Here is a 21,653-nt window from a genome sequence, read left to right on the forward strand (position 1 = left end):
GGGGGCGGCGGACAGCAGCCTGCGGGCCGGTGCGCGGGGCGCGGTGGTGAGGGCGGCGGCGCGGCCGTGGTCGCGGGCGGCGGAGGCGAAGTCGCCGCGCGTCCGGGCCGCCGCCGCGGCCGCCGCCAGCCGGTCGGCGTGGTCGTCGCGCGCCCCGGCCGCGAGCACGGCCTCGTGCCAGGTCCGGCGCGGCCCCTCGGGCAGCGCCTCGGCGAGCGCGACGTGGGCGGCGCAGCGGTCGGCCAGCGGCAGGTCGGCGAGCAGCGTCGCCCGCACCACCGGCCGCGGGTCCATCAGGGCGGTGGCCCCCTGCACGTCCGCGACCTCCAGTGCGGGCACGCGCACCAGGGCGTCCACGTCGACCTCGTCGTCCACCAGCGCCATCGCCAGGGCGCGCCGGGCGCCGGGGGTGAGCGCGTGGAGGCGGGCGCGCAGCCGGGCGCGCAGGGACCCGCCGGGCGGCAGCACGGCCGGCGGCGGTTCGGCGCCGCCGAGCTGCGCGCTGGTCAGGGACCCCACCAGCTCCACCAGGGCGAGCGGGTTGCCGCCCGCGGTGCGCGCCACGTCGTCGGCCAGCTCGGTGGGCAGGCCCGGCACCAGGTCCCGCAGCACGCGCACGCTCGCGGCGTGGTCCAGGGGCTCGACCTCGGCGGTGGGCAGGCCGGCCACGGGCTCCTCGGAGGCGATGAGCACGGCGACCGGTTCGCCCTCCAGCTCCGGCAGCGCGTCGAGCAGCCACCCCAGGTCGAGCCGGTGGGCGTCGTCCACGCACAGCAGGGCGAGCCGGGACGCCGGGGTGAAGTCGGCGGCGGCCCGCCGCGCCGCGCGCAGCAGCGACGTCTTGCCCGAACCGGCCTCGCCCCGCAGCACCAGCACGCCGGCGCGGCCCGACCTGGCGCGGTCGAGCACCGCGTCCACGGCGACGCGCTGCCGCTCCCGTCCCCGCAGCATGGGTCCAGTTCTGCCACACCCGGACCGGCGCCGCGACGGGTGCGGCGGGTTGACAGTTGAGAACGGGCCGGTGCGTTCACCGATGCCGCGCGCCGGCGGGTTGCGGAGCCCGCACCGCACAACCGGTGGGTGGTGCCGATGCCGCGCGGTGGCCGGCTGCGCCATGGTCGGCGGTCGGCGCCCCCTGCGGCCCGACCCCGTGAACCCCTGCATGAGCGAGGTGTACGACAGTGCGACTCCGCAGCACCACCCGCGCCGCCCTGGCACTGGCCCTGGCCGCCGCCGCGGCCGTCCCGACCCAGGCGCACGCCGCGCCCAACCCCCACGAGCGCGGCCCCGCGCCGACGACGGCGAGCGTGGAGGCGTCGCGCGGCCCGTTCGCCACGGCCTCCACCACCGTCGCCCGCGGCTCGGTGTCGGGCTTCGGCGGCGGCACCATCCACTACCCGACCAGCACCGCCGAGGGCGCGTTCGGCGGCGTGGCGATCTCGCCGGGCTTCACCGCGTCGCAGTCGGCGGTCGCGTGGCTGGGCCCGCGCCTGGCGTCCCAGGGCTTCGTGGTGATCACCATCGACACGAACTCGACCCTGGACCAGCCGGACAGCCGGGGCGCCCAGCTGCTCGCGGCCCTCGACTACCTGACCCGGACCAGCTCGGTGCGCACCCGCGTGGACGCCACGAGGCTGGCCGTGATGGGCCACTCGATGGGCGGTGGCGGTTCCCTGGCCGCGAGCCGCACCCGGCCCGCGCTCCAGGCCGCGATCCCGCTGACCCCGTGGCACGGCACCAAGTCGTGGTCGACGGTCCGCGTGCCCACCATGATCATCGGTGCGGAGAACGACTCGGTCGCCCCGGTGTCCTCGCACTCCGAGCCGTTCTACGCGAGCCTCACCTCGACGCCGGACAAGGCGTACCTGGAGCTGAACAACGCCTCCCACTCGGCGCCGACCTCGGCCAACACGACGGTCGCGAAGTACAGCATCTCGTGGTTGAAGCGGTTCGTGGACGACGACACCCGCTACGACCAGTTCCTGTGCCCCGCGCCCGCGCCGAGCAGCCTGATCCAGGAGTACCGCGCCACCTGCCCCCACTCCTAGGTCGGGCGCCGGTCGCGGAGCGGGCCGAGCAGGGACCGCTCCGCCACCGACCCCGGGCCGGTGCGGCCCGGCCCGGGGTCACCTGACCAGCTCGTACTCCACGTCGCCGTGCTCGGCGCCCTCGACGGGGTCCGGCCAGTCACCGTGGAACGTCCGCACGTGCCGCAGCCCGACCTTCTCCAGCACCCGCCGCGACCCGGTGTTGACCACCATCGCGGTCGCCACGACCTTCGTCAGCCCGGCCGCGAAACCATGCTCCACCAGCGCTTTCGCACCCTCGGTCGCGTAGCCGCGGCCCCACGAGCCGGGGTGCAGCCGGTACCCCAGCTCGGCCACGCCGTCGCCCGCCGCGCTCAGCTCGAACCAGCCGATGAACGCGCCCGTCGCCCGCTCGTGCGCGGCCCACCAGCCGCTGCCCCCGCCCACCACCCGGGGCAGCACCTCGCGCTCGACGCGGTCGCGCGGCACGGGCTTGCCGTCGTCGATGTGCCGCATCACCAGCGGCTCGCCCAGCAGCCACACCAGCAGGTCCACGTCGGACGGGGTGAACGGGCGCAGCACCAGCCGCTCGGTCTCCAGGATCACCCGTCAATTGTCCCTGGTCGCCAGGCGGGCGGCGGCCAGGGACAACCCGATCAGCACGTAGCAGCCCGCCAGGGCCGTGCCGTGCCACAGCCCCTCGGTGGGCAGCGGGTCGCGCATCACGTCGCCCAGGTCGTCCCACGCCGAGGTGATCAGGTACGGGTGCAGCCAGTCCAGCGCGGGGAACATGGTCAGCACCGCGAACACGATCACACCGGCCATGGTCGCCGCCATCACCACCAGCGGGTGCTCGGTGCACGCCGAGATCGCCAGGGCGACCGCCGCGACACCCCACACCTGCACGGTGGTCATCAGCACCGCCAGCGCGATGCGGCCGAGGCCCTCGACGAACGGCAGCGTGCTGCCCGACAGGGTCAGCAGCCCGTCGCCGCCGAACAGCACCACGCCGGTGACCGTGCCCACGACCGCGAGCAGGGTGACCGCGAGCAGCGTCATCGCGGCCACGCCGAACGCCTTGATCGCCAGCAGCCGCATCCGCCCGACGGGGGCGACCATCAGGCCGCGCAGCGTGCCGTGCTGGGCCTCGCCCGCCAGCCCGTCCGCCGCCCAGATCGCGCCCACCAGCGGCAGCAGCAGCGGCAGCGCCAGGGTCAGCGTGAACACCGGCAGCACCAGGCCGTTGCCGGAGATGATCCCGGCCAGGCCGGGCACCGACGAGCCCTCGCCGTTCATCTCCACCCACAGGCCGATGCCGGGCACCACCGGCACCAGGCACAGCAGCGCCAGCCCGATCACCGTCCGCGGCCTGCGCAGGATCCACCGCAGCTCCGAGCGCAGTTGCCTGCCCAGCGGGGCGCGTGCGGCCACGACCGCGCTCATCGGGTGCCCTCCTCGATCGTGTCCACCGCGGACAGGTTGTGCTCGGCCTCCTCGGCCTCGGTGAGCCGGGCGAACAGGTCCTCCAGGCCCGTGCGGTGCCGGCGCGCCTCGTGCACCGCGACCCCCGCGCGCACCAGCGCCTCCAGCACCACGGGCGCGGTCGTGCCGATCAGCTCCACCCGCACGCCGCCGTCGCCGTCGTCCGCGGTGAAGGGCCGCGCCGAGATCCGGCCCGCGCGCAGCGCGGTGAGCGCCTGCTCCACGTCCGGCGTGGTGACCAGCAGCGAGCTGCTGTCGGACTGGAGCAGCTCGGCCAGCTCGCCCTGCGCGACCACGGTCCCCCGGTGCAGCACGGCCACGTGCGTGCAGGTCGCCTCGATCTCGCTGAGCAGGTGCGACGACACCAGCACCGTGCTGCCCGCCGCGTGCAGGTCGGCGATCACGCCGCGCACCTCGCGGGTGCCCGCCGGGTCGAGGCCGTTGGTCGGCTCGTCCAGCACGATCAGCCGGCGCGGCACCAGCAGCGCCGCCGCCAGGCCCAGCCGCTGCTTCATGCCCAGCGAGTACCCCCGGTAGCGGCGGTGCGCGGCGGCGCCCAGCCCGACCCGCTCCAGCGCGTCCTCCACCGCCTGCCGGACCGAACCGGTGGCGAGCAGCGGTTCGAACGCCGCCGCCCGCCGCAGGTTCTCCCGGCCCGACAGGAACGGGTGGAACCCGGGACCCTCGACCAGCGCGCCCACGTGCGGCAACGCGTCGCCCACGCCGTCGGGCAGCGCCTCGCCCAGCAGCTCGACCTCACCCTCGGTCGGCCGCACCAGCCCGAGCAGCATCCGGATCGTGGTGGTCTTGCCCGACCCGTTCGGGCCGAGCATCCCCAGCACCGCGCCCTCCGGCACGTCGAGGTCGACCCGGTCCACCGCGACCGTCCGCCCGTACACCTTGCGCAGCCCCCGCGTCCGGGCGGCGAGGACCGGGGTGGAGCCGGTTCCCACCGGCTCCACCCGCGCGCTGGTCGAGGCGGTCACTTCACCTGCCCGATCGCCTCGGTCAGCACCTGCTCCGGCACCGCGCCGACGGCCACCCGGCCGTCGTCGGCGATCAGCACGCCGCCGACCCGGGCGGTGACCAGCGTGCCCGACCCCCACGGGCCGCTGACCTGCTTGCCGAGCTGCCGCAGCAGGCCCTGCACGTCGGCGCCCCGCTCACCGCGGCCCTCCCACTCGCGGCCGTCCCGCTCGCGGCCGTCCTCGGCGCGTCGCGGGTCGAGGTTCGCCAGGGCGTCCGCCGGCACGCGCGCGACCAGCACGGCGTCCCAGCCCTCGCCGACCACCTGCGGGTCGGCCTCGGTCAGCGCCCGCTCCGCGGCCGTCCGGTCCCGCTCGGACACGTCCTGCGGCCGGACCTCGGTCACCTCGGCGCCGGCGGGCGGGGTGAAGGCGAACAGCGCCGGGTCCTGCGGGCCGACGGTCAGCTCGGAGAACCCGACCTGGACGGCGGGCGCGTTCGTGCCGTTGGTCAGCACGGACACCCGCAGCGGCGCGCGCAGCTCCGCGTCGACCGCCACCCGCACCTCCCGCAGCACGGTCCGCTCGGTCGGCTTCGGCGTCAGCACCAGCTCGTAGGCCGACCGGCCGGCCACCCGCGCGGTGCCGTCGACGGTGACGTCGCTGAACTCCTGGACGTGGGTCACCACGTCGCGGGCCAGCGTCACCGGGTCGCTCGGCACGCCCTCCACCGGCCGCTCCCGCTTCGCCGCCGCGTCGCGCGTCACCTTCTGGACGGTCTGCTCGGCCGAGTCCCACAGCCACGACGTGGCGCCGTCGTCGACGAAGGTCTTCTCCGACTCGCCCGCCGGCAGCTGGACCCGCACCCGGCCGGCGCCGTCGGTCCACATGCGCAGCGAGCTGGCGCCGTCGGACAGCTGGGGGATGCCCGCCAGGGCCGGGACGCCCAGGTCGTTGTCGACGTCGACGCTGCCGCCGAACGCGGCCGGTTCCGCCGTGATCACCGACTCGACGAGGGACTCGGCGGTGACGTCCGGCAGCACCGGCGCCGGGCCCGCGCCGGCGGGCATCGCCAGCACCCCCAACCCGGTGACCCCGGCGACCACCCCGGCCGCCGCCACGGCCACGGTCACCCTTCTGCGGTTCATGAACCCCTCCTCCTCGCCGTCGGGCAGCCCCTTGCGACCCGACGACACCGACCCTCCCCCGCCCGTCCTGAGATCGGGCTGAGAGGCTGAGAGAGCCCTGAGAGCCCATCACGATGGTCCCACCGACCGGGCATGCTGTGGTGCGTGAGACCACGGGTGCTGGTAGTGGACGACGAGGTGGGCGTGCGGCGGGCGCTGGAACGCGGCCTGTCCGCCGAGGGCATGGAGGTGGTCACCGCCGCCGACGGGCCCAACGCCCTGCGGGTGGCGCTGACCGGCGCGTTCGACGTGGTGCTGCTGGACATCATGCTGCCCGGCCTGTCCGGCTACCGGGTGCTCCAGCGGATGCGCGCCGAGGGCGTCCGCACCCCCGTGCTCATGGTGTCGGCCAAGGACGGCGAGGTCGACCAGGCCGACGGCCTCGACCTCGGCGCGGACGGCTACCTGGTCAAACCGTTCTCGTTCGTGGTGCTCGTCGCCCAGGTCAGGGCCCTGCTGCGGCGCAACACGGCCGACCTGTCGCGGCGGCGGCTCAAGCTCGGCGACCTGGTGGTGGACCGGGCGGCCCGCGAGGTCAGCTGGGCGGGCGAGCCGGTGCAGCTGTCGCCCCGCGAGTACGCCGTGCTCGACGTGCTGGCCGGCCGCGCCGGGTCCGTGGTCACCAAGGACGAGCTGCTGCGCGCCGTGTGGGGTGACGAGCAGGCCGCCACCCGCAACGCCGTGGAGGTCTACGTCGGCTACCTGCGGCGCAAGCTGGAGGCGATGGGCGCGGGCGAGGTCGTGCGCACCGTGCGCGGGCACGGCTACCTGGCGTCCACGCCCGACCTCGACGCGGCCCTGGGCTCGGCCAGGCGCAGGTGAACCCGCGCCGCTGGTGGCTGCGGCGCACGCTGCGGTTCCGCATCACGGTCGTGGCGACCGGCGTGGCGCTGGTGTGCCTGCTCGCGTTCACCCTCCTCGCCCCGCGCCTGATCGGGATGGTGCAGGTCAGCGCGGTGGACGCGGAGCTGTGGCGTGCCGGCGCGGTGCGCGTGCTCGACATCGCGGGCGCGCCCCTGGACGGCGGGCCGCCCACCGACCTCACCGCCGCCGAGGTCCGGGCGCTCAAGTCGGGCGAACCGGTGCTGAGGGTGGACGGCGCGAGCGCCCACCGGTGGACCGGGCGGGTCGCGTTCGACGCCGACGGCACCCCCCGGCTGCACGTCGCCGGCGACACCCTCCTCGGCTACCAGGAGGCCAACCGGCTGGGCACCCGCTGGCTGCTGGTGGCCGCCGTCCTGGTGGCCGGGCTGGTGGGCATCGCGACGTGGCTGTCCGTGCGGTCGTCGCTGCGACCGGTCGAGCGGATGCGCGTGGCGGCGGCCGAGCTGCCGCGCGGCAGGCGCCTGCCCGTGCCCGCCGCCCGGGACGAGCTGCAAGCGCTCGCCGTGGCGCTGAACGCGCTGCTGGCGCGCCGCGACGAGGCCACCGAGCGGCTGCGGCGGTTCACCGGCGACGCCGCCCACGAGCTGCGGTCCCCGGTGACGTCGGTGCGGGCGCAGGCCGAGGTGGCGGTCGCGCACCCCGACCCCGACTTCTCCATCGAGGTGCTGGAATCCGTCGTCGAGGAGTCCCAGCGGCTGTCCGCCCTGGTCGACGCGCTGCTCATCCTCGCCCGCGCCGACACCGGCGAACTGCCCCGCGCCGAACCCGTCGACCTGGTGCTCCAGGTCCAGGCGGCCGTGGACCGGCTGGACGCGGACCTGCTCGTGCAGGTCGCCGCCCCCATGAGCGCCTGCCTGATCCCGGCCGCCCGCGCCGAGGTCGAACTGGTCGTGGACAACCTGCTGCGCAACGCCGCCCGCCACGCGCGCACGCTCATCCGGATCTCGGTGCTGCCCGCCGCCCGCCAGGTGCGCCTCGTCGTCGACGACGACGGCCACGGCATCCCCGAGGAGCACCGCCAGAAGGTGTTCGACCGCTTCTACCGCGTCGACACCGACCGGGGCCGCGCCACCGGCGGCTTCGGCCTGGGCCTGGCCCTGGTCTCGCACCTGGTGCGGCGGCGGCGCGGGACCGTGCGGGCGGCGGAGTCGCCCGAGGGCGGCGCCCGCCTGGAAGTGCGCTGGCCGACCTACCGCTGACCGCCCGGCGCTCCCTCCCGGCCCCGCCCAGCCGGCACCGGGCGCCCCACCCCCGCGTCCCCTGCTCGGGGCCACGGGCCGCCGCCACCGGGGATGGCAGGATGCCGCAGTGCCCGAGCTCAGGAACACCACCCTGGTCGACGCGCCCCTGCGCACCGTCGCCGCCGCGCTCCTGGACGGCCTCCTGCTCGCCCGCGCGGTCCGGGGCCTCGGCGTGCGGATCTCCGGCGAACCCGTGCTCTACCAGGGCGCCTCGCTCACCGGCTCCGTCGGCCCGGTCAACGGCGTGCTGGTCGTCACCCGGGCGGACCCCACCGGCGTCTCGGCCGAGCTGGTGGGCGGCCCCCTGCCGGCGCTGAACCTGACCACCGACCTCCTCCACACCGGCGGCGGCACCATGGTCGTCGACTCGGTCGAGTGGACCAGCCCCGGAGGCCCGGTGGGCCGCCTGGCGGACGTGGTGGTGGGCCGGGGCCTGGCCCTGAAGGTCCTCCAGGCCCGCGCCCGCGCCATCGCCCAACGCTCCGTCGAACTCCTGGACGCCCGCGTGGTGGTCGGCGCGGCCATCATCCGCAACGGCCTCCTCCTGGCCCAGCAGCGCGCCTACCCGCCGGACACCGCCGGCCGCTGGGAACTCCCCGGCGGCCGCGTGGAACCCGGCGAGACCGACGAGGCCGCCCTGATCCGCGAGTGCCGGGAAGAACTGGACATCACCATCACCCCGGGCCCCGCCCTCGACCCGGACGTCCCCCTGCGCCCGGACCTCCTCCTCCGCGCCTACACCGCCCACCTGGACACCGGCACCCCCACCCCCACCGACCACCAAGCCGTCCGCTGGATAACCCCCACCGAACTGACCACCCTCGACTGGCTCCCAGCCGACCGAGCCCTACTCCCCTCCCTAACCCCCCTCCTAACCCCCTGACCCCCACCCACCCAACCCCCCGCGTGTCCTCCACTCCGGCATCGCGTGTCCTCCACTCAGACACCGCGAGTCGAACACTCAGACACACCGTGTCGAACACTCAGCACACGCGCCCCACCCTCAAACCGCGCGAGTCGTACGTCCAGGTCCACCGTGTCGTACGTTCCGGACCCCCGAGTTCACCGTTCAGGTCCGGTAGCCGGGTCACCTGCCGGACCTGAACGGTGAACTCACCGGACCTGAGCGTTCGACACGGTGGACCTGAGCGTTCGACTCGCGATGCCGGAGTGGAGGACACGCGATGCCCGAGTGGAGGACACGCGGGGGAGGGGCTTCAGCCGAGGCCGGTGAGGCGCAGGGCGGCGTCCAGGCGGTGGCGGCAGCGGTCACGGGTGCGCTCGGCGCCGTGGGCGCGGACGCGGTCCAGCTCGGCCGGGTCGTCCAGCAGCTGCCGGGTCCGCTCCCGCACCGGCCTCAGCTCCTCGACCACCGCCTCGGCCGTCGCCTCCTTCAGCTCGTGGTAGGTCGTGAAGCCGTCGGCCAGGTCTTTCGGCTCCTTGCCCGTGCACGCGGCCAGCACCTCCAGCAGGTTCGCCACCCCCGGCTGCTCCTCGGGCGCGTAGCGCACCTGCGCCAACTCGTCCGTCACCGCACGCCGGATCTTGCGGCGCACCAGGTCCGGCGGGTCCAGCACGAACACCGTGCCCGCCGCGTCCTTCGCCGACTTGTCCATCTTGCGGCTCGGATCGGCCAGGTCGCGGACCCGGGCGGCGGTCGGCGGCACCACCGCGCGCGGCACCACGAACACCTCGCCGTACGTGCCGTTGAACCGCCGCGCCAGCGCCCGCGCCAACTCCACGTGCTGCCGCTGGTCGTCACCGACCGGCACCTCGTGCGCGCCCTGGAGCAGGATGTCCGCCGCCATCAGCACCGGGTAGGTGAGCAGGCTCAACCGCACCGACGGCCGCCCCACCGACTTCTCCTTGAACTGCACCATCCGCGCCGCCTCGCCGTACGTGCAGGTGCACTCCAACACCCAGGTCAGCGCGCCCAGCTCGCGGACCAGGTCCGACTGCACCGACACCGACCTCGGGTCGACACCGGCGGCGATCAGCACCGCCAGCTGCTCCCGGGCCAGCGCCCGCAGCCGGGACGGGTTGTGCGAGGTCGTCATCGCGTGCAGGTCGCTGATGAAGTAGACGTCGTCCTCACCACCGTCGACAGCCCACCGCCGAACGGCGCCGAGGTAGTTGCCCAGCTGCACCGGGCCGGACGGGGTGATCGCGGAGAGCCTGACCATCGTGGATCCCTTCGGGGTCGGCCCGCCGCGACGGAGCCCCCCGGACAACGCGAAGGCCGCCTCGACGGGCGGCCTGCGTTCGTTCGTTGACGCGCAGTGCTAGGGCCGCCGGAAGGCGGGCCACCAGAACACGTGAAGTGCGCGCATGACCCCAGATGGTAGCGGGTCGAGGCGTCGCGTCACAGACCTCAGCGTCGCGAACAGCGTCACGCGGCCCTCTTCCCCGGCTTCCCCGACTTCTTCTTGGCCTTGAGCAGGGCCACCACCGGGCAGCCCTTGCAGCGCGGCGTCGACCGGCAGCACTTCTTCTTCACCTTGCCCTTGCCCACGTGACGCGCTCCACTCATCCAGGTGTCCCCAGGGTAGGTGAGGCTGACCTCACCTACGGTCGCCGTGTGGTAAAGACAGCAAGCCCGGTAGACTGATTGTGGCTGCGTGCGTGCTCCAGTCCCGGCGCCCGGCCCTTCCTCGAATCAGCTCTAGGAGTTCCGCGTGCCCACGGCCACCGCGTCGATCAAGGAAACGCTGGTCCGCAACGACCTGCGCAACGTCGCGATCGTCGCGCACGTTGACCACGGCAAGACCACCCTGGTCGACGCCATGCTCCGCCAGTCCGGCGCCTTCTCCGAGCGGGCCGAGCCCGTCGACCGGGTGATGGACTCCGGTGAGCTGGAGCGCGAGAAGGGGATCACGATCCTCGCCAAGAACACCGCCGTCCGCCGCCACACGCCCGACGGCGTGGTCACGATCAACGTGGTGGACACCCCCGGCCACGCCGACTTCGGCGGCGAGGTCGAACGCGGCCTGTCCATGGTCGACGGCGTGGTCCTGCTGGTCGACGCCTCCGAGGGCCCGCTGCCGCAGACCCGGTTCGTGCTGCGCAAGACCCTCGCCGCCGGCCTGCCGGTCATCCTCGTGGTCAACAAGGTCGACCGCCCCGACGCCCGCATCTCCGAGGTCGTCGAAGAGGCCCACGACCTGCTGCTCGACCTCGCCACCGAGGTCGGCGCCGACGACTCCGTGCTCGACCTCCCGGTCGTCTACGCCTCCGCCCGCGCCGGCCGCGCCTCCCTCAACCAGCCCGAGGACGGCGGCCTGCCCGACGAGGAGAACCTCGACTCGCTGTTCGAGGTGCTCCTCAACCACATCCCCGCCCCGACCGGTGACGCCGACGCGCCGCTGCGCGCCCTGGTCACCAACCTCGACGCGTCGACGTTCCTCGGCCGCATCGCGCTGTGCCGCATCGCCGCCGGCCGCATCCGCAAGGGCGAGACCGTCGCCTGGTGCCGCGAGGACGGGTCGACGCAGAAGGTCAAGATCACCGAACTGCTGATCACCGAGGCCCTCGAACGAGTGGCCGCCGAGGAGGCCCGCGCCGGCGACCTGGTCGCGATCGCGGGCATCCCGGAGATCACCATCGGCGACACGCTGGCCGACGTCGACAACCCCGAGCCGCTGCCGCGGATCACCGTCGACGAGCCCGCCATCTCCATGACGATCGGCGTCAACACCGGCCCGCTGGCCGGCCGCGGCGGCGGCAGCAAGCTCACCGCGCGCCTGGTCAAGGCCCGTCTCGACGCCGAACTCGTCGGCAACGTGTCGGTCCGCGTGCTGCCCACCGAGCGACCCGACACCTGGGAGGTCCAGGGCCGCGGCGAGCTGGCGCTGGCCATCCTGGTCGAGCAGATGCGGCGCGAGGGCTTCGAGCTCACCGTCGGCAAGCCGCAGGTGGTGACCAAGACGGTCGACGGCAAGCTGCACGAGCCGTTCGAGCGGCTGACCATCGACGCGCCCGAGGAGCACCTCGGCGCCATCACCCAGCTGCTGGCCAACCGCAAGGGCCGGATGGAGAACATGTCCGGCCACGGCACCGGCCGGATCAAGCTGGACTACGTCGTGCCGTCGCGCGGCCTGATCGGCTTCCGCACCGAGTTCCTGACCGAGACCCGGGGCACCGGCATCGCCAACGCGGTCGCCGAGGGCTACGGCCCGTGGGCCGGCGAGATCCGCACCAGGCACAACGGCTCGCTGGTCGCCGACCGCGCGGGCTCGATCACCGCGTACGCGATGATCCAGCTGGCCGACCGGGGCACGTTCTTCGTCGAGCCGGGCGCCGACACGTACGAGGGAATGGTCGTCGGCGAGAACCCGCGCGCGGAGGACCTGGACGTCAACGTCTGCCGCGAGAAGAAGCTGACGAACATGCGCACCTCGACGGCCGACGTGATGGAGACCCTGGCGCGGCCGCGCAAGCTGTCGCTGGAGGAGGCGCTGGAGTTCTGTGCGGTGGACGAGTGCGTCGAGGTCGCGCCGGAGGTCGTGCGGGTGCGGAAGGTGATCCTGGACGCGAACCAGCGGGGCCGCGAGCGGAACCGCGCCAAGCTGCGCGGCTGACGCCGCCTTCTCCTTATATATAGGGTGTGCTGACGGGCACCCCGGGGCTGCCCCGGGGTGCCCGTTGGTTTTGGGCCACACGATCGGGTGGTCATGGGCCTCGACATGTACGAAAACCGGGGGTTCGGCACTCGGTTAAAACATGAGGAAGCCGCCCAACCCCGAACTCTGCCGACCGCCCGACCGGCCCATTGCCCGACCGGCCACCCCACCCCGGATCCCCACCCCGGATCCCCGCCTCAGGCCTTCGACCCAGGCCGGCCCACCAGCCCCGGGCACGTCGAACCCGGGCACGGACACTGGCCTTGGCATCGGCACTGGCCAGGCCCGCGCCTGCCCCCACGCCCACGCCGATGCCGACGCCGACGCCGACGCCCGGGCGCACACCCGCACCCACGCCGACGCCCGCACCCACCCGCACCCACGCGCCCGCCCGCACGCCCGCGCGCCTACCCGGCCAACCGGCTCGCTCGGACGACGCTCGCTCGGGCTGCTCTCGCTCGGGCTGTGTTCGCTGCTGGAGTCGGGCAGCAGATGCTGGGGAACTGGGCAGGCATGCTGTTCGGAGTCGATCACTTGCTTGAGGCGGGTGCGCGCAGAGGGCCGGGTGCCGCAGAGGACCGGGTGGTCGCTTGGCAGGGAGGGGATGCTCGCGTCCGGGAGTCCGGGAGTCCGGGAGTCCGGGAGTCCGGGAGTCCGGGAGTCCGGGAGTCCGGGAGTCCGGGAGTCCGGGAGTCCGGGAGTCGGGCATGGGAGGTCTCGGGCGTGGGGACGTGGCGTGAGTGCCTGGGCCTGGGCCTGGGGGAGTGGGGGCGTGGGGCGCGGGCTTGCGAGCGGGTGCGGTGGAGGGTTGGGTGCGGTGAGGTTGTGAGGTGGGTCACCGGTTCGTGAGGTGGGGCAGGGCCTCGGCGGTTGGTTGCCGGGGGCATCTGGCACGCTCGTCGTCATGGGCGAGAGATCGGTTGTGGTGGCGTTGGCTGCGGTTTTGCTGGTGGCCGCTTGCACGGCCACCCCGCCCCCGCCGCTGGTGCCCTCGACACCGGGCATGACGGTCGTGCCCAAGGAGAAGCAGAACGAGCTGGTGGTCGGGGTCGACGACGTCAAGGGCGGCTACAACCCGCACACGCTCGCGGCCCAGTCGGCGATCACCACGGCCCTGTCCTCGCTGCTCCTGCCGTCCACCTTCCGCACGGACGCGGACGGCAGCCCTCGGGTCGACCTGGACCTGCTGGTCAGCGCCGAGGTCACCGGCGCCGACCCCTACACCGTCACCTACACCCTCCGCCGGGACGCGAGCTGGTCCGACTCGGCTCCCATCGCGGCCGAGGACTTCGTCTACCTCTGGCAGCGGATGCGGGAGGAGCCCGGGGTGGTCAACCCCGCCGGTTACCGCCTGATCGACGACATCACCAGCCGCGAGGGGGGCAAGGTGGTCGAGGTGGTGTTCGCCGAGCCCTACCCCGGCTGGCGGAGCCTCTTCCACGACCTGCTGCCGGCCCACCTGCTCAAGGACGCGCCGGGTGGCTGGGGGGCCGCGCTCGCCGACAGCTTCCCGGCGACCGCGGGGCCGTTCGCGGTGCGCAACCTCGACCAGCCGCGGGGGGAGATCATCCTGGAGCGCAACGACCGCTACTGGGAGCAACCGCCGGCGCTCGATCGGCTGGTCCTCCGTCGGGCCAGCCAGGGGGACATCGTCGAGGCGCTCGACACCAGCGACAACCACGTCGCGCTCATCCGGGCCGACGCCATCGCGCTGCGGGACGTCGACGAGCTGGCCAAGGCCCAGCCCGTCACGGTCACGACCGTGCCCCGCCCCGAGGTCGTCACCGTCCTGTTCCGGCCCGCCGCCCCCCGGATGGGTGATGTCCGGGTTCGGACGGCGATCTCGAACATCCTCGACCGCGACGAGCTGATCGCCCTCGGCACCCGCAGCGGGCCGAGCGCGCACCTGCGCGCCGACGCCCAGGTAACACCGCCGTCAAAGCCCGGTTACGCGGCGACCATGCCTGCCGAGACCGGCGACCCCGTGCAGTTGCTCACCGAGGCGGGTTACACCCGGACGGATGGTTACTGGGGTCGGGATGGCAGTCGGTTGGAGTTGACCATCGCCGCGCCCGCCGGGATCGAGCCCTACGTGGCCGTCGCCAACGAGGTCCAACGTCAACTGTCATTGTCCGGAATCGGTGGTCGCGTCCTTACAACGCAGCCCAATGAGTTGTTCGCCCGAGATCTGGGCCTTACGGACGGCCCTGACAACGCTGTCGACATTGCCGTCGTGCCCCGGCTGGACACGGGTGATTCGGCGGCCGTTCTGGCTTCCTCATTCGGCTGCACGACGTCACCGCAGGACGGCGGTACACCCATTCCGGGGAATCTCTCGGGTTTCTGCGACCAGTCGGTCCAGCCCGTCATCGAGCAGGCCCTGTCGGGGGAGGTGCTGCTGTCCGACGCCCTCGCGGCGGTCGAGCCGGTGCTCTGGCAGCAGGCCGTCTCGATGCCGTTGTTCCAGGTAGCGGACCTGTTGGTGGTGCTGCCGGAGGCCCGGGAGGTGACCGCGGGCGCCCCGTTCGCCGGCCCCTTCGGCACCGCCTCGTCCTGGCGCCTGGAAGGTCGTTGACCGTTGACTCCTACGAAACACTGGCTTCAAGATGCGTTCGTGGGGCAGTATTGACAGTATTCCCGGCGACCGGTTAACGAACGCTCCCGCCCGTAACTGCGGAGTCGCTTGCTGCGACCAACGTGTCACCCTTTGGTCACGATCGGCCGATGGGCAGTGACCGTGCGGCGCACAGGTTCTTATCGTGCTCCAACGGTGTGTCGGTTCGGGGCGTGTTTGGCACATCACGGTTATGGGTGGAAGCAGACTCAAACGGTCGCTCCAACCCGGTGCTAGGAGGGCACGTGTCGATGAGGAGATCAAAAGCTGTCTCGGCGCTCGCGCTGATGACCAGCGCCGCGCTCGTCCTGAGCGCGTGCGGCGGCGGCGGCGGTTCGAGCAGCACCGACCAGGGTGGCCAGCAGGACGCCAACCCGGGTGAGATCGGCGGCCAGGACGAGACGCTCAAGCGTCCCAAGGTCGAGGACATCGGCGAGATCGCGGTCGCCGTGGAAGAGGGCTTCCACAACTACAACAACAACATCGGCGCGACGAACAACTTCTCCAGCACCATCGCGCTGTCGAACGTCCAGCCCTCGCCGTACGTGACCGAGCTGGTCGACGGCAAGGTGCTGATCAAGGTCGACGGCGACCTGATGGAGTCCGTCAAGGTCACCTCGTCGAGCCCGCAGACCATCGAGTGGAAGGTCAACTCGGCGGCGGTCTGGTCGGACGGCCAGCCGGTCGACTGCGACGACTTCCACCTGAAGTGGCTGGCGGCCACGAGCAAGGCCACCGTCACGGGTGACAGCGGCGAGGCCGCCTCGATCTTCGACTCGTCGCCCACGGGCTACGAGAACATCGAGAAGCTCGAGTGCGCGGACAACGACAAGACGATCACCACGACGTTCTTCGCGGACAAGCCGTTCGCCGACTACCGCGCGCTGTTCTCGCAGCCGGGTAGCGACAGCCTGCTCCCGGCCCACGTGCTGGAGCAGAAGACCGGCGTCTCGGACATCACCAAGGTGCTGCCGTCGCAGAACGACGACACCGTCAAGACGGTCGCGGACTTCTACACCAAGGGCTGGCTGGGCTTCGACCCGTCGGTCGCCCTGTCCGCCGGTCCGTACATGATCGAGTCCTCGGACCTGAAGGACCAGACCGTCCTGGTGCGCAACCCCAAGTGGTGGGGCAACCCGGGTGGCCCGGCCAAGGTCATCCTGAAGACGAACACGGACGCCCAGTCCGCGGCGCAGCAGCTCCAGAACAAGGAAGTCCAGGTCATCGCGCCGCAGGCGGACCCGTCGGTGGCCCTCCAGCTGCGCGAGGACAGCGCGTTCGAGGTCTACGCGGCCGGTGGCCAGACCTACGAGCACGTCGACTTCAACATGGCGCGCCCGCTGTTCAAGGAGAACAAGGACCTGCGCACGGCCGTGGCCCAGTGCTTCGACCGGCAGGGCCTGATCGACAAGCTGGTGGCGGACGTCGACCCGAACGCCAAGCCGCTGGGCAGCCTGACCTTCATGCCGAACGAGATCGGCTACGAGGACCACTACGGCGACATCGGCAACGGTGACGTCGCGGCCGCGAAGAAGACCCTGGAAGACGGCGGTTGGGCCCTGGGCTCGGACGGCATCTACGCCAAGGGCGAGTTCCGCGCCTCGTTCGCGATCGGCTTCAAGACGGTCCAGCGCCGCGCCGACACCGTCCGGATCCTCCAGGACAAGTGCCGCCAGGCCGGTATCGAGGTCATCGCCGACCAGGCCGCCGACTTCAACGACAAGCGCCTCCCGGCGTCCGAGTTCGACGCGGCCCTGTTCGCGTGGGTCGGCCAGCCGCTGAAGGCCGGCGCGTACGGCAACTACGCGCAGAAGTCCAAGGGCGGTTCGGGCAACTACAACAACTACGACTCGGCCGCGCTGACCGAGACGTGGGCCAAGGCGAACGGCGAGCTCGACTACGAGAAGCGCACCGCGATGATGAACGACGCGGACAAGATCATGCGCGAAGACCTGCACAGCATCCCGCTGTTCCAGCTGTCCGACTTCGCCGCGTCGAACGCGGAGATCGGCCCGATCTCCTACATCGGCGTCGGTGGCGGCGTGACCTGGAACGTGTACGCCTGGCAGAAGAACAGCTGACGCCGGCAAGCGGTTAGCTGGGCAAAGCACGACCCTTCCGCCGGGGGGCCGGTGCCACGAGCACCGGCCCCCCGGACGGTGTCCGCGTCCGGTAGGCGCCCACGCTCGCAGGCGGGGGTGCCTAGGGAGACTAGAGACTCGTCATGTTCCGTTACATAATCCGGCGGTTGTTGATCTCGATTCCGCTGTTGATCGTCGCTTCATTCCTCTGCTTCGGACTCGTGAACGCCATGGGCGACCCCCTGGCGGAGTGGAAGCTCCAGAAGCCCCGGACACCGGCGGAGATCGCCGCCGCTTACGAGCGGACGGGCTACAACGAGCCGTTCATGGAGCGCTACGTCGAGTGGGCGGGCGACTTCGTGACCGGCGACTGGGGCGAGACGGTCGTCCCCGGCAACGCGGGCAGGCCCGTCAAGGACGAGCTGCTCACGTCTTTCGGCATCACGCTGCGGCTCATCCTCGCCGCCGAGATCATCGCGCTCATACTCGGCATCGCGGTCGGTGTCGTCGGCGCGGTCAGACAGTACTCGTTGTTCGACTACACGGCGACCGGAATATCGTTCGCCATGTTCTCGATGCCGTTGTTCTGCGTGGCCCTCGTGCTCAAGGCGGGCGGCATCAAGCTGAACGACTGGTTGGAGTCCACCGGCGCGGACCGGTGGATCGTCACCGCGGGACCCCCGGGCGAGGGCTTCAGCGGCAGCTTCAGCGAGCAGCTCTTCCAGTACAGCGGCGCCTACATCCTGCCGACCATCTCGCTCGTGGTGATCCAGTTCGCGCTCTACAGCCGCTTCCAGCGCGCTTCGATGCTCGAAACGCTCAACGCCGATTACGTGCGCACCGCGCAGGCGAAGGGCATTTCGCAGGGGCGCGCCATCTTCCGCCACGCGCTGCGCAACGCCTTGATCCCGATCATCACGGTGTCCTCCCTGAACATCGGTGCGGGTTTCGGCGGCGCGGTGATCACCGAGACGGTCTTCAACTGGTCCGGGATGGGCAAGTTCATCGTCGAGGCCATCACGAAGATCGAGCCCTACCAGGTGCTCGGCTTCATGATGGTGACGGCCGTGTTCATCATCGCGTTCAACCTGATCGCGGACATCCTGTACGCCTTCCTGGACCCGAGGATTCGCCTTGACTAACATGGGAGCCCCCGCGGCGCAGGCGCCTGCGCCGGACTCGGCCGAGGCGAGCCAGTTCGACAACACCTCGGCCCGCAAGCAGTGGCAGGTCATCCTGCGCCGGTTCGCCCGGCACCGCCTGGCGCTGTTCGGTTTCATCCTGTTCGTGCTGCTGGTGCTGTTCGCCTTCTTCGGCGGCCTGTTCTGGAAGTACCCGTACACCGACCTGGGCTTCAAGCGGTACCTGCCGCCCAGCGCCGACCACCCGTTCGGCACCGACCGGCTCGGTGGCGACATGGTCGCCCAGATCATCCGCGGCACCCAGTTCTCGATCCAGATCGCGATCGTGGTGGCGCTGCTGTCCACCGTCATCGGCGTGGTGCTGGGCGCGTTGGCCGGCTACCTCAAGGGCTGGGTCGACACCCTGATCAGCCGCTTCATCGACCTGCTGCTGGTGATCCCCAGCCTGGTCATCGCGGCGGTGCTGGTGCGCAACAGCTTCGTGGTGTCGGTGGCGGGCGGCTCCGGCGGGTCGAACTGGATGATCGTGGCCCTGTACCTGGGCCTGATCGGCTGGCTGTCGATCGCCCGGGTGATCCGCGGCATGGTGCTGTCGCTGCGGGAGAAGGAGTTCGTGGAGGCGGCCCGCGCGCTGGGCGCGTCCACGTCCCGGATCGTGTTCCGGCACATCCTGCCGAACACCATCGACGTGATCATCGTGAACGCCACGCTGGCCATCGCGCAGGCGGTGCTGCTGGAGGCGGCCCTGTCCTTCATCGGCCTGGGCGTGCAGAGCCCGGACACCTCGCTGGGCCTGATGATCAGCCTGAACAAGAACGAGCTGACGCTGCACCCGTGGCTGTTCTTCGCCCCGTTCGTGTTCATCGTGCTGATCTCGCTCGCGGTCAACTTCATCGGTGACGGGCTCCGGGACGCCTTCGACCCGCGGCAGAAGAGGGTGAAGGCATGAGTGGGTTTGACGTGCTCGGCGAGCCCCGGCCGGACTCCGGCCGCGACGGCGAGAAGCTCCTCAAGGTCGAGAACCTGTCGGTGGACTTCCCCACCGACGACGGCACCGTGCACGCGGTGCGGGACGTGTCGTTCACGCTCGGCGCGGGCGAGGTGCTCGGCGTCGTCGGCGAGTCCGGCTCGGGCAAGTCGGTGTCGTCGATGGCGGTCATGGGCCTGCTGCCCAAGACCGCGCAGATCGGCGGCTCGATCCAGTTCAGGGACCGCGAGCTGGTCGGCCTGGACTACAAGCAGATGCAGCCGATCCGCGGCAACGGCATCTCGATGATCTTCCAGGACCCGATGACGTCGCTGAACCCGGTGTACACGGTGGGCTGGCAGCTCGCCGAGGCGCACCAGGCGCACCACGACGTGTCCAAGAAGGCGGCCTGGGCCAAGGCCGTCGAGGTGCTGGAGCTGGTGGGCATCCCGCAGCCGGACCGGCGCGCCTCGCAGTACCCGCACGAGTTCTCGGGCGGCATGAGGCAGCGCGCGATGATCGCGATGGCGATCATCAACGACCCGGACGTGATCATCGCCGACGAGCCGACCACGGCGCTCGACGTGACCGTGCAGGCGCAGATCCTGGACACGCTGCTGCGCATCCGGGACGAGACGCGGGCCGGCATCATGATCATCACGCACGACCTCGGCGTGGTGGCGGGCATGGTGGACCGCGTCCAGGTCATGTACGGCGGCACGGTCGTCGAGCAGGGCTCCGTCGACGAGATCTTCGAAGCGCAGCGGATGCCCTACACCGTCGGCCTGCTGGGTTCCATCCCGAACCCGAACATGCTGGGCAAGCGACTCACCCCGATCAAGGGCGCGCCGCCCTCGCTGATGAACCTGCCGCGGGGCTGCACGTTCTCGCCGCGCTGCCCGCTGGCGATCGACGCCTGCCGGGAGACCGAGCCGCAGCTGCTGGAGACCGACCGGTCCGGCCACTTCGCGCGGTGCCACCGCTCCGCGCACCTGGCCACGATCGAGAACCCGCAGCGGCTGTTCGCGCACGACGAGATCGGCGTCGTGGAGAACCCGGCCTCCCTGACCGCGGCGAACCCGGCCATCCCGGTGGCCGAGTCGGTCGAGGCGGTCGAAGCGCGGCTGCACGAAGAGGAGAGCTCGACCTCATGACCACGTCCACTGATGTGAACCCGCAGGCCGGCGGCGCCGCCTCCGGCCGGCCGGGCGAGACCCCGCTGCTGGAGGTCCGGGACCTGGTCAAGTCCTTCCCGGTGCGCGGCGGCGGCATCATCCCGCGCACGGTCGGGCAGGTGCAGGCCGTCTCCGGCCTCACCTTCGACCTGTACCCGGGTGAGACGCTGGGCCTGGTCGGCGAGTCCGGCTGCGGCAAGTCCACCACCGGGCGCGCCATCCTCCAGCTGCACAAGCCGACGTCCGGCTCGGTGAAGTTCGAGGGCCGCGAGCTGACCACGCTGCGCGGGCGCGGGCTGCGCTCGGTGCGCCGGGACATGCAGATCGTGTTCCAGGACCCGTACGCGTCGCTGAACCCGCGCTGGCAGATCAACGAGCTGATCTCCGAGCCGTTCAAGATCCACGGCACGGAGAGCGGCACCAACGTCCAGGCGCGGGTCAACGAGCTGATGGAGCTCGTCGGCCTCAACCCGGAGCACCGCAACCGGTACGCGCACGAGTTCTCCGGCGGCCAGCGCCAGCGCATCGGCATCGCCCGCGCGCTCGCGCTCAACCCGAAGCTCGTGGTGCTGGACGAGCCGGTGTCGGCGCTGGACGTGTCGGTGCAGGCGGGCGTGGTGAACCTGCTGGAGGAGTTGCAGGAGCGCCTCGGCCTGGCCTACCTGTTCGTGGCGCACGACCTGTCGGTCGTCCGGCACATCTCCGACCGGGTCGCGGTCATGTACCTCGGCAAGATCATCGAGATCGGCGACCGCGAGGACATCTACAACCGGCCCATGCACCCGTACACGCAGGCGCTGCTGTCCGCGGTGCCGGTGCCGGACCCGAAGCTGGAGCGCCGCCGCCAGCGGATCGTGCTCACCGGTGACGTGCCGTCGCCGGTGAACCCGCCGTCGGGCTGCCGCTTCCGCACCCGCTGCTGGAAGGCGCAGGACATCTGCGCCACCGAGGAGCCGAAGCTGGAGCGCCGCGGCGACGCCGGCGGCACGCTGTCGGCGTGCCACTTCGCCGAGGTCAAGCCGCTGCTGCCGAGCTGACCCTCAGCACTGCGCACCACCCCCGCGGCGACGCACCGCACCGCGGGACCACGCACCACCAGCGAGACCACCTCGCGGGACCGCGTCGGTGGTTCACGGCCCATCCGCCGGCGATCACGCACTTCGATCGCCGGCGGATCGGCCGTGAGCCGCCGACTTCCAGGCGGTCTCGCCGCCGCCTGCGGAGCAGCGGCCATCAACACAGAGCAGCGGCCATCAACACAGCCTCCC

Annotated in this window: 18 protein-coding genes; 11 read left to right on the top strand and 7 right to left on the bottom strand. The window is 72.1% G+C overall.

Annotated features, from left to right (window positions below; translation table 11 throughout):
• A partial coding sequence (locus ABD223_RS41580) for an ATP-binding protein (RefSeq protein WP_344043524.1) occupies positions 1-951 on the bottom strand: 951 nt, incomplete at its 3' end.
• Positions 952-1,181: 230 nt separating this feature from the next.
• Here ABD223_RS41580 and ABD223_RS41585 point away from each other — a divergent pair.
• Positions 1,182-2,048, top strand: coding sequence for a poly(ethylene terephthalate) hydrolase family protein (locus tag ABD223_RS41585; RefSeq protein WP_380646507.1), 867 nt, complete (start codon positions 1,182-1,184; stop codon positions 2,046-2,048).
• A gap of 78 nt (positions 2,049-2,126) precedes the next feature.
• Here the strand turns inward: ABD223_RS41585 and ABD223_RS41590 are convergent, their stop codons facing one another.
• The 4 genes from ABD223_RS41590 to ABD223_RS41605 are packed head-to-tail and all read right to left on the bottom strand — an operon-like array spanning position 2,127 to position 5,622.
• Complete coding sequence (locus tag ABD223_RS41590) at positions 2,127-2,633, bottom strand: GNAT family N-acetyltransferase (protein WP_344043526.1); 507 nt, start codon at positions 2,631-2,633, stop codon at positions 2,127-2,129.
• A gap of 3 nt (positions 2,634-2,636) precedes the next feature.
• A complete protein-coding gene (locus ABD223_RS41595) occupies positions 2,637-3,470 on the bottom strand; it encodes an ABC transporter permease (protein ID WP_344043528.1) in 834 nt (277 codons plus the stop codon).
• Positions 3,467-4,495 (bottom strand): ABC transporter ATP-binding protein, encoded by a 1,029-nt coding sequence (locus tag ABD223_RS41600; protein ID WP_344043530.1) that lies wholly within the window; start codon positions 4,493-4,495, stop codon positions 3,467-3,469. Before ABD223_RS41600 ends, ABD223_RS41595 begins: the two co-directional genes overlap by 4 nt.
• Entirely contained in the window at positions 4,492-5,622 is a 1,131-nt protein-coding gene (locus tag ABD223_RS41605; protein ID WP_344043532.1) for a hypothetical protein, read from the bottom strand. Before ABD223_RS41605 ends, ABD223_RS41600 begins: the two co-directional genes overlap by 4 nt.
• A gap of 132 nt (positions 5,623-5,754) precedes the next feature.
• On the opposite strand from ABD223_RS41605, the gene ABD223_RS41610 reads away from it, so the two are divergent.
• The 3 genes from ABD223_RS41610 (at position 5,755) to ABD223_RS41620 (ending at position 8,670) form a co-directional block, all read left to right on the top strand.
• Positions 5,755-6,483 carry a response regulator transcription factor gene (locus tag ABD223_RS41610; protein WP_344043534.1) on the top strand — a complete coding sequence of 243 codons (729 nt, stop codon included), beginning with the start codon at positions 5,755-5,757 and terminating at the stop codon, positions 6,481-6,483.
• The gene (locus tag ABD223_RS41615) at positions 6,480-7,745 is read left to right on the top strand and encodes a sensor histidine kinase (RefSeq protein ID WP_344043536.1); all 1,266 of its coding nucleotides are present in this window, start codon (positions 6,480-6,482) and stop codon (positions 7,743-7,745) included. The genes ABD223_RS41610 and ABD223_RS41615 overlap by 4 nt, the downstream gene beginning before the upstream one ends.
• A gap of 109 nt (positions 7,746-7,854) precedes the next feature.
• Positions 7,855-8,670, top strand: a complete 816-nt coding sequence (locus ABD223_RS41620; RefSeq protein WP_344043538.1) for an NUDIX domain-containing protein — start codon at positions 7,855-7,857, stop codon at positions 8,668-8,670.
• Between the two features lie 334 nt (positions 8,671-9,004).
• On the opposite strand, the gene trpS is transcribed toward ABD223_RS41620, so the two are convergent.
• Positions 9,005-9,970, bottom strand: a complete 966-nt coding sequence (gene trpS / locus ABD223_RS41625) for a tryptophan--tRNA ligase (RefSeq protein WP_344043540.1) — start codon at positions 9,968-9,970, stop codon at positions 9,005-9,007.
• Positions 9,971-10,176: 206 nt separating this feature from the next.
• Positions 10,177-10,317, bottom strand: a complete 141-nt coding sequence (locus tag ABD223_RS41630; RefSeq protein ID WP_344043542.1) for a hypothetical protein — start codon at positions 10,315-10,317, stop codon at positions 10,177-10,179.
• Between the two features lie 145 nt (positions 10,318-10,462).
• Between ABD223_RS41630 and typA the strand changes: the two genes are divergently transcribed.
• From typA to ABD223_RS41665, 7 genes are all read left to right on the top strand, one after another.
• Entirely contained in the window at positions 10,463-12,364 is a 1,902-nt protein-coding gene (gene typA / locus ABD223_RS41635) for a translational GTPase TypA (RefSeq protein ID WP_344043544.1), read from the top strand.
• A gap of 946 nt (positions 12,365-13,310) precedes the next feature.
• The gene (locus ABD223_RS41640; protein WP_344043546.1) at positions 13,311-14,981 is read left to right on the top strand and encodes an ABC transporter family substrate-binding protein; all 1,671 of its coding nucleotides are present in this window, start codon (positions 13,311-13,313) and stop codon (positions 14,979-14,981) included.
• A 290-nt stretch (positions 14,982-15,271) separates the two neighbouring features.
• Positions 15,272-17,101 carry an ABC transporter family substrate-binding protein gene (locus tag ABD223_RS41645; RefSeq protein ID WP_344043548.1) on the top strand — a complete coding sequence of 610 codons (1,830 nt, stop codon included), beginning with the start codon at positions 15,272-15,274 and terminating at the stop codon, positions 17,099-17,101.
• A gap of 143 nt (positions 17,102-17,244) precedes the next feature.
• Entirely contained in the window at positions 17,245-18,243 is a 999-nt protein-coding gene (locus ABD223_RS41650; RefSeq protein WP_344043550.1) for an ABC transporter permease, read from the top strand.
• Between the two features lies 1 nt (position 18,244).
• Positions 18,245-19,192, top strand: a complete 948-nt coding sequence (locus ABD223_RS41655; protein ID WP_344043583.1) for an ABC transporter permease — start codon at positions 18,245-18,247, stop codon at positions 19,190-19,192.
• Positions 19,189-20,364 (top strand): ABC transporter ATP-binding protein, encoded by a 1,176-nt coding sequence (locus ABD223_RS41660; protein ID WP_344043552.1) that lies wholly within the window; start codon positions 19,189-19,191, stop codon positions 20,362-20,364. Before ABD223_RS41655 ends, ABD223_RS41660 begins: the two co-directional genes overlap by 4 nt.
• Entirely contained in the window at positions 20,361-21,422 is a 1,062-nt protein-coding gene (locus tag ABD223_RS41665) for an ABC transporter ATP-binding protein (protein ID WP_344043554.1), read from the top strand. The genes ABD223_RS41660 and ABD223_RS41665 overlap by 4 nt, the downstream gene beginning before the upstream one ends.
• The last annotated feature ends 231 nt before the right edge of the window (positions 21,423-21,653 follow it).

Origin of the sequence: Saccharothrix xinjiangensis, assembly GCF_039527585.1 — a bacterium.
Lineage (GTDB): Bacteria > Actinomycetota > Actinomycetes > Mycobacteriales > Pseudonocardiaceae > Actinosynnema > Actinosynnema xinjiangensis.